We start from the raw sequence: 8,456 nt of genomic DNA, 5'->3' as shown, positions 1-8,456 counted from the left end.
ATAGACTATATCAAAGGGATTATCACTTTCCGCAAGACTATTTATGAAAATTATGTCATTGCTGTGGATTATAAAGACTCCAGTGGTCAATTGATTTCGGTGGGCAATAACGGTTACCGCAAGATACTTAAAGACGAAAATGAACTCCTGGACCAGGAGATGATGAATTATTACGACTTAGGACGAAAAAAGATTATTCAGGGAGTTGAAGGCAGGGACTTTGTAGTAAAGATTTTGGATTTGAACCGCAAGGAAGTGCCTGAGTTTCCGAATGCCTACGGGATGATTGAAATGGATTACGATGAGGGAATATTGAAATTTGAAAACAGAAAGCCACTTGGCAAGGATTACGGGGGGCATGAGGAAATCTACTATAAAACAAATCCGCAACACTATTACATCATATATATGGAATATAAGTATCGGCAGAAGACATATTTCCTGCGTCCGAACATCGTGGAGGGAAGTGAAAAGATTACGTTGAATGAGCGGTCACTCAAAAGGGATGAAGATTATTTCATTGACTATGAATCTGGCTTTATTACATTCTTCCGTGAAGAAGAGATTGATGAAGAGACAGAAATTGTGATTAATTATGAATATATGCCCTTTGCCGGTCTCTTCCAGGAGACTCTATTGGGTGCGAGAGGAGAATGGGCGCCCACAGACAGGTTCTTTTTAGGTTCTACAATCCTCTATAGCGGTGCAGCGAAATCGGCAACCATCCCTAACGTGAGGGCAGCCCCCGGAAGTAAATTCATTCTGGATGCAAATTCAGAATTCTCTTTTGACGCCCAGCCATTTTTCCCTTTCCAGACAAAGATTTCCGGAGAATTGGCCAGGAGCTTCAATAATCCCAATACCTGGGGAAAGGCGATAATTGATAGTATGGAAGGGGTAAAGTTAGTTGATGGAATGCCCATTGATAAAGATGTATGGCAGATAGCCAGTAATCCGGGAGGAGTTCCTACGCAAGAAGGAGCTATTAGCTGGGACAACGAGGATGTCAAAATTAAAGATATTAAACCAAATGCCGACGTGGGTGAAGATGAGGAGCAGGAAGTCCTGAAAATTAGTTATGATTTGACCGGGAATGCCACGGCATCTATTGTCTATCCTATTTCCACCCGGGGAGTGGACTACTCGCAGAAGGAGAGTTTAGAACTATATGTTTATGGGGATAATAAGGGAGAGATTTTAGAGATTACGCTGGGAAGCATTGCTGAAGATGCCGATGGTGATGGGGAGTTGGACACAGAGGATATTAATGGCGATGGGACTCTAAATGTCGGCGAAGACGTTGGCTGGGATTTTTGGGGATGGACTGATGATGATGAGAAGATTTACCTCAGGGATGGAAAAATCGGCTACAAGAACGGGAAAATTGATACTGAAGATTTGGATGGAGACCGCGTGGGTCCGGAAGCGGAAGGTAATGTTTTCCCGTTTTCCACGGGTATCAACTGGTCCGGATGGAAGAAAGTGGAATGGGACCTCGGTATTACTACAAACACCGTTTCAAACTGGACAGCTATAAAGCACGTAAGGATAACATTGAAGGGATCAAATGTTTCGGGAGGTTTAAAGATTGCCTCAATGGGCGTGATCGGGAACAAATGGGAAAGAGGAATTGTCCAGAGCACAGATGCAAATGATGAGTTCTCTGTTGTCGCTGTGAATACTGAGGATGATTTTGCTGTTTACGGTCGGGGCTTACTTTATAACAACGATTATGAAGACCTTTACGGTGAGAGAAGTGTTGAAGAAAAGGAAGTGGAGCAGGCACTTTCGCTGAAGTACACATTGACTGCCGGCGCAACAGGCTACACCAAATGGACATTTACCAGAGCCGAGGACTATTCAAAATATGAAGAACTGAAATTCTTTATTAGTAATCCCGATTTTCCCACAAAGAACCCGAAGTTCATAATGAGATTGGGCACACCCAGCGACTATTACCAATTTGAAAGAACGGTGAACTGGGGAGGCTGGAAGCTTTTGACTATCAACCTGGCAGAGAAGGACGGAAAATATGGAGCAGACACGATGGAAAGTTCAGATGGAACCATAACCCGGGTAGGAAATCCCGTTCTCACTAACATTGCAGAGATAAGACTAATGATTGTAAATGATACAGCGGGTGATATTGATGGAGAAATATGGGTTAATGAGATTCACGTGACGGGCGCGAGGAAAAAAGAAGGCTGGGCAGGGAGAATCGGTTTGGATTGTGAGCTCCCCGACTGGTTCACTTTTGGCGGGAAGTACTGGTATATGGATAGGAATTTCGAGACGATTACTGTTCCCAGCAAGAATCAGGACAAAGAAGTAATCTCAGCCTACACCAATTTTAATAGACTCAATTACCTGCCGCTTTCGTTAAATTGGAGCAAGACCACCACAGTGACTCCTTCGGCGGTCAGGGTTGAGGATCTGAGCTTTCAGGACGAAGGACGCGTGGTAAGCCATCAGGGCAGTGCCAGCGCGGAATTGAGACTGCCAAAGCTCCCGCAGGTAGGAACAAGTTATACGAAAAGCATTGTTGACCGCAGTCAGCCCGAAGGCAAGAGGGAAGATTCGGATACATATTCCGCTACTCTCCACCAGTATGAACTGCCGGTTCGCTTCTTTCTTCTTCCGCGCGATTTAGGGGGTTCTTATAAAAGGATTAATAAATTTAACAAATTCACAAGCACTGCTCCTACAGAGAATAATTTCCGGGAATTCACAAATGATTGGTCAGGTAAAGCGACCTTCAGACCACTATCTGATTTATCGATTGTTCCTTCCTATTCCTTGCGAAAAGTGAAGGAAAGAGTATATGTGGAAGGTAAGACGGACCGTCCCCGGTCGGGAACGCAGACAGCGGGATTTAATTCAACTCTCCAATTTTTTGAATGGTTCAAGCCTTCTTTGAATTACAGCATAACTAATACGGAAAATTTTGTAATCCTTACCAGCACCTCAACTCCTACAGAGAAGAATTTTACCAGGTTGAGCTCAGCAAAACTAAGCCTGCCTTTTGTTGCCAAAACACTCTTTCCCAAATTTAAACCTGTAGATTCATTGAACGTCACTTCCTCTTATGCATTAGACGATGGTGATAGTTATGAGAACATAAGTCAAGACTATCGTATCTATGGGAAGTTGTGGTTAAGGGGCAAGGGTATGGGGTATAAAAGACTTGAGGGAGTTGAGGACAAATTGAAATCTTTTTCTCTTCGCGATACTTTCAGGATGGAAAGCAACTGGAAGCCTCTGGAATTTCTCGATTTAAAAGGTTATCTTTATCCGTTCAGCACTATAACCACTGACATAGACTATACTCGCACACAGAGCCGTCAGGGACCAACAATCCTCGATAGCGAGAAGCGCATCTGGCCCTATCTGGATATAAGGATGAGTAGCCTGGAAAAATTCCCTCTACTTGGATTGGCAATGCAGGAAGCAGAAATGATAACAAAGTATATCCTGACCACGGAAGATGCCAGAGATGTCTCGTTGGGGAAGACGGTAAACTTCAGTGAAGACCTAAGATTTAAATTATTTGAAAATTATTATTTTTGGTTAACCTACAGTAGTTCCCGAAACAAGGTAAAAAGTGCGCCTTCCTGGCAGATTAGCCAGGAGGGATTTAATAGGGAATATAACGCTCAAATTACTTTTACCTGGTTGAAGGATTGGAGATTTAATCTCAGGTATGGCTATAAGAAAGAAGAGGGAAAAACCGGCGGGGAGAAGACTACCGAAAGTCGAATTCACACACCAAGCATAGATGTAGAAGCAAGTCTAAAGTTGCCTGAACTTTGGAAGATTCCGATAATCGGAAAGCAGGTCAGAACAGCAGGTGAGATGAGAGTCAAGGCTCGTTTTAGTGCTGAAATTAAGAGAAGCGAGCTCAATTGGGAGAGTGACAATACTGACACTTATTCTACCCTGGTATCAAGTGATTTTAACGTGGGCTCGAATCTAATGTTAACTGTAGGAAGCGGAATGACCTTTTTTATTAATCACGTTTTAGACCAGAATAACTATTTTGCCGTTGATATCAGCACCACGCTTACCATAAAGTTTTAAAAATAGGGACAAAAATAGGGACAGCGACCATTTAAATAGGGACAGCGACCATTTTTTTATATACCTCCCTTTCGGGAGGACTCCAAAAGACTCTGGAGTAGCAGAGCTTGCTCTGCGTTATTAACGCGAAACAAGTTTCGCTACTCCAAAAATCCTGGAATCCTTGCGAAAGCGAGGTAATTAAATTCTGGAGTGTGAAACGAGAGTTTCACTTGGTCAAGCTTTCGCTTGACACTCCAACCTCCCTTTCGGGAGGACTCCAAAAATTCTGGACTTCCCCGATGGAACGATTTCAGCTAAGAAGGGTTAAAATAAAATGAACTGCAAATTAAAGAAAAAACTTCCTAGCGATAGGACTTTTGAACAAATAAGGAATCACTATGAGATAGAAAAAGCCATTGCCACAAGACTCAAAAGAGCTATCAGGGAAGAAAGAAAAATAATTTATCAAACAATGTATGACGAGTTATTTAAACAAGTCCCTGACCACTCAAGACTTAAACGTCGGGAAGACCCGAAGATGACCGCCATTGCAAATCAAAATAAGTTAAAGTTAATAGAAAAGTTTATTGATAAATCTACAATTTTTGTAGAGTTTGCCCCTGGTGATTGCAGATTTGCTATAAGTATATGTAACCGTGTAAGGTTTGTTTATGGGGTAGATATTTCAGACCAAAGAGGACAACTTGATAATGTGCCAGATAATTTTGAACTGATTATTTATGATGGCTATAATCTTCAAATGCAAGAGAACTCTACCGATGTTGTATTTAGTGACCAATTAATAGAACACTTACATCCGGAGGATACAGAATTTCACTTTCAGTTGGTAAGAAAGATTTTGAGACCGCAAGGTGTATACGTATTTCGGACACCCCATAGATTTTCAGGTCCCCACGATGTTTCTCGTTATTTTTCAAATGAGGCAGAAGGATTCCACCTTAAGGAATGGACCTATAGCGAGATAGCAAAGATTCTCAAGCGTTTGGAATATTCATCATGGTCTGGTTATAAATATACAAAAAGGAATCTGACCAAAAAGCCATTTGCGTATTTCATTATTATTGAATATATACTCAACATGCTTCCCAAGCGATTAAGAAAAATCACATCAAGATGCCTTCTTTCCAGGTATATTACTATAGTGGCCGTTAAATGACTCTCACAGGCACTGTCGTTGTAGGCAAAAATTTCCCGATTGAAAATCGGGATGCCTAATCCCTTCCGAACGATTCCCGCCTCTCACAAAAAATTTTTCAAAAAAAGCTTGACAAAGCACTTGGCGATTGTTAGGATATAGTAAAATTTAACTATTAAAATTTTACTATATGGAGGAAAAAAAAATGGAAGATTTGATGTTTTTGGGTCTATTGCAGGAAGGTCCGAAACACGGTTATGAAATAAAAAAAGAGATTAATAATGTAGTAAGTCAATTTACTGGCATAAATGTCAAATCGGTTTACTATCCTTTGAAGAAGTTAGAAGAGAAGGGTATGGTTTCCAAGAGAGCGGGAAAGGCAGGGAGGCGTCCTGAGAAGTATGTCTATAGGGTTACTAAAAAGGGGAAAGAAGAGTTTGCTAAACTGCTAAATAAGAATTTTCTCGTTATTCAGAGACCCTACCTGAATATAGACCTCTCGCTTTACTTTCTCCAATATGGGAATCCTAAAATAGTCAAGAGGAGACTGGAAAACAGGTTGAATGGATTAAGAGGAATAAAAACCTGGGCGGAGAATAGAGAAAAGACTCTTCAGAAAGAGAAAGCCCTGTACCATATGATTGCTATTACAGAGCATTCTCTGGAGAGTGCCAAGTCCGAAATCAGATTCACAGAGAGATTGATAAAACAATTTGCTTAACAAGCGCGGAGGAAATCGGTTGAATAATTTTTCCAAGTTTTTTGCCAGATTTGTCATTCGTCACAGGATAGTATTTATTCTTATTTCTTTGGCTTTGACTATTTTATTTGCCTATCAACTGAGACATTTAACTTTGCAGACCAATTTAGGTGATTTTGCTCCCCAGAAACATCCCTACCTTGCAGTGCAAAGACAACTTACCCATATCTTCGGTGGATTGAATCAAATCTCTATTGCCATTGAAGTAAAAGAAGGAGATATATTTAATTATTCCACTCTCAGTAAAGTCCATAGCATCACGAAGAAATTATACCTTCTCAATGGAATAAATGCTGGTAGAGTTGTTTCCCTTTCAGCGAGGAAAATCAAGAGTGTGAAAGCGACTGCTGAGGGATTTGGAGCAAGAAGACTTATGAGGTATCCGCCGAAGTCGGCTGAAGAAATGGAAAGACTGAAAGAGACTATTGTCCGGAATCCTATGATTTATGGACCCATTGTATCGAAAGATTTCAAAAGCACGCTAATTCAGGCTGATTTTGAATCGGATGTCTCCTCGAGAAGAATCTTTCGCCAGGTTCAACAGATTATTGAGGAAGAGAAGGATTCCAATAACAATATATACATTGGTGGAAGACCGATATTGGAAGGATGGCTTGACTTCTATACTCCCAAAATGGGGAAAATTTTTATGGGAACGCTAATTGTAATGATTCTAATCTTATACATTGCTTTCCGGTCTAAGAGAGGAATTCTCCTTCCCCTTGCTTCCAGTCTTATGGCTACTGTTTGGGGGTTAGGTATTCTTACTCTTTCAGGATATAAGCTTGGTCCAACCACCATACTTACGCCCTTTCTGGTACTGGCTTTGGGGATAAGCCACTCTGTTCAATTTATAAAGAGATATTATGAAGATGAACTGAAGCATCTTTCCAGCAAAGAAGCCTCTCAGGAAACACTTCAGTCTCTCTTTGTTCCCGCCTGCACTTCCCTTGTTACTGATGGATTGGGTTTTCTTTCTCTTCTTATAGTCCCTCTGGCAATGATTAGGAGTATGGCTCTGGCTACCGGAGCAGGAGTGTTAAGTATCTTCTTCACTACTGTAACCTTTATACCTGCAATCCTTTCTTTTCTTCCTTCTCCTAAAAGAAAGGAGGTTGAGCGAGAGGAAAAATTCAATTTGCTGAACAGGATTCTGGGAAAAATATCCTCTTTGAGTATACACCGCCTTTCCAGATGGGCAGTGGTAGGTATTTTCCTCGTCCTGGGAGTGGTGGGAACGATAGGTGCTTCCAGAATTGTAGTCGGGGATAATGAACCTGGTTCGGCATCTCTCTACCGCAATTCTCCCTATAATGTTGCCGAGACGATGATAAGCAATAAATTTGCCGGCTCCAGCCCATATTACGTGTTAATTGAAGGTAAAGAAGAGGAAGGCCTGGTAGATTCTCAGACACTTTTAGAAATGGAGTCACTTACGAATTACGTAAAGGAGAAAATCCCTGAAGCAGGGCATTCCCTCTCCTTAGTAGATTATATTAAGGGCCTTAACTTTGCAATGTTTGGCGGCAACCCCAGATATTTAAGAGTTCCTGAGAAGAGCCAAACCATAGCAGAATATCTCTTCCTCTACTCCATGACTGCATTTCCCGGTGATTTTGACCCTGTGGTTAGTCCTGATTACAAGTATGCCAACATCAAATTTGATTTGAAAGACCATAAGGCAGGGACCATAAACAAAGTACTGACTGCAACTAAAGAGTGGGTGGATAAGAATCATAAGGTTCAGAATTTTGAATTCCGTTATCCAGGAGGAGATATCGGAATTCTGGCAGCTATAAATGAGATTATTAGAAAGGTCTTGCCCCAAAACATAATACAATTATCTTCAATAGTATTTATTTGTATTTGGGTTGCTTATGGGTCGTATGTTGCCGGGATTCTACTTTTGATACCTCTGGTTCTGGGGGTGCTTTTGACTTTTGGAACTCTGGGTCTTCTGGGAGTGAGCTTAACAGTAGAAACATTACCTGTAGCCGCTTTGGGAATAGGATTGGGAGTAGATTATGGGATATATGTCACCAGTCGTCTCAGGCAAGAGCTGAGACAAGGATTGCCATTCGAAAGAGCAATATATACTTCTCTGGAGACTTCAGGGAAAGCTGTATTCTTTACAGGAGCAACAGTGGCTCTGGGAGTCTTCTCCTGGGTATTTTCCAATATTCGCTTACAAGCCAGGTTGGGAGTTATTCTCGGGGCACTTCTCCTATTGAATATGCTCGGTGCATTGATTCTGCTTCCTGCTCTTATTTCTATTTTCAAACCAAAATTTATAATTCCCCCTCACCCTCCCCTCTCCCCCAAGGGGAGAGGCAGTAATAAGGTGCAAAAAGGAGGGTCCCGATGAATAAATCGGGAACTGAAGCGAAGCGGAAGGGTCGCCGTCGCGACGAGTAAGGAGCGACAGGTCTGGCGACGGGTTCGAGATAGTGAGAACCCCGGCCGGATTGAGCGAAGCGAAAG

The 8,456-nt window shown here is 41.7% G+C and carries 4 protein-coding genes; all 4 read left to right on the top strand.

The window, feature by feature from the left end:
- Positions 1-4,077 (top strand): hypothetical protein (locus VMW39_04855; protein ID HUW23339.1); only part of this gene is annotated, 4,077 nt, incomplete at its 5' end.
- Between the two features lie 316 nt (positions 4,078-4,393).
- The gene (locus VMW39_04850) at positions 4,394-5,236 is read left to right on the top strand and encodes a methyltransferase domain-containing protein (protein HUW23338.1); all 843 of its coding nucleotides are present in this window, start codon (positions 4,394-4,396) and stop codon (positions 5,234-5,236) included.
- A gap of 184 nt (positions 5,237-5,420) precedes the next feature.
- Complete coding sequence (locus VMW39_04845) at positions 5,421-5,936, top strand: PadR family transcriptional regulator (protein ID HUW23337.1); 516 nt, start codon at positions 5,421-5,423, stop codon at positions 5,934-5,936.
- 19 nt (positions 5,937-5,955) lie between these two features.
- A complete protein-coding gene (locus tag VMW39_04840; GenBank protein HUW23336.1) occupies positions 5,956-8,340 on the top strand; it encodes an MMPL family transporter in 2,385 nt (794 codons plus the stop codon).
- The last annotated feature ends 116 nt before the right edge of the window (positions 8,341-8,456 follow it).

This window comes from bacterium (genome assembly GCA_035530055.1).
In the GTDB taxonomy this organism is placed as follows: Bacteria; UBA6262; WVXT01; order WVXT01; family WVXT01; genus WVXT01.
This window is presented reverse-complemented; position numbering and strand designations above follow the sequence as displayed.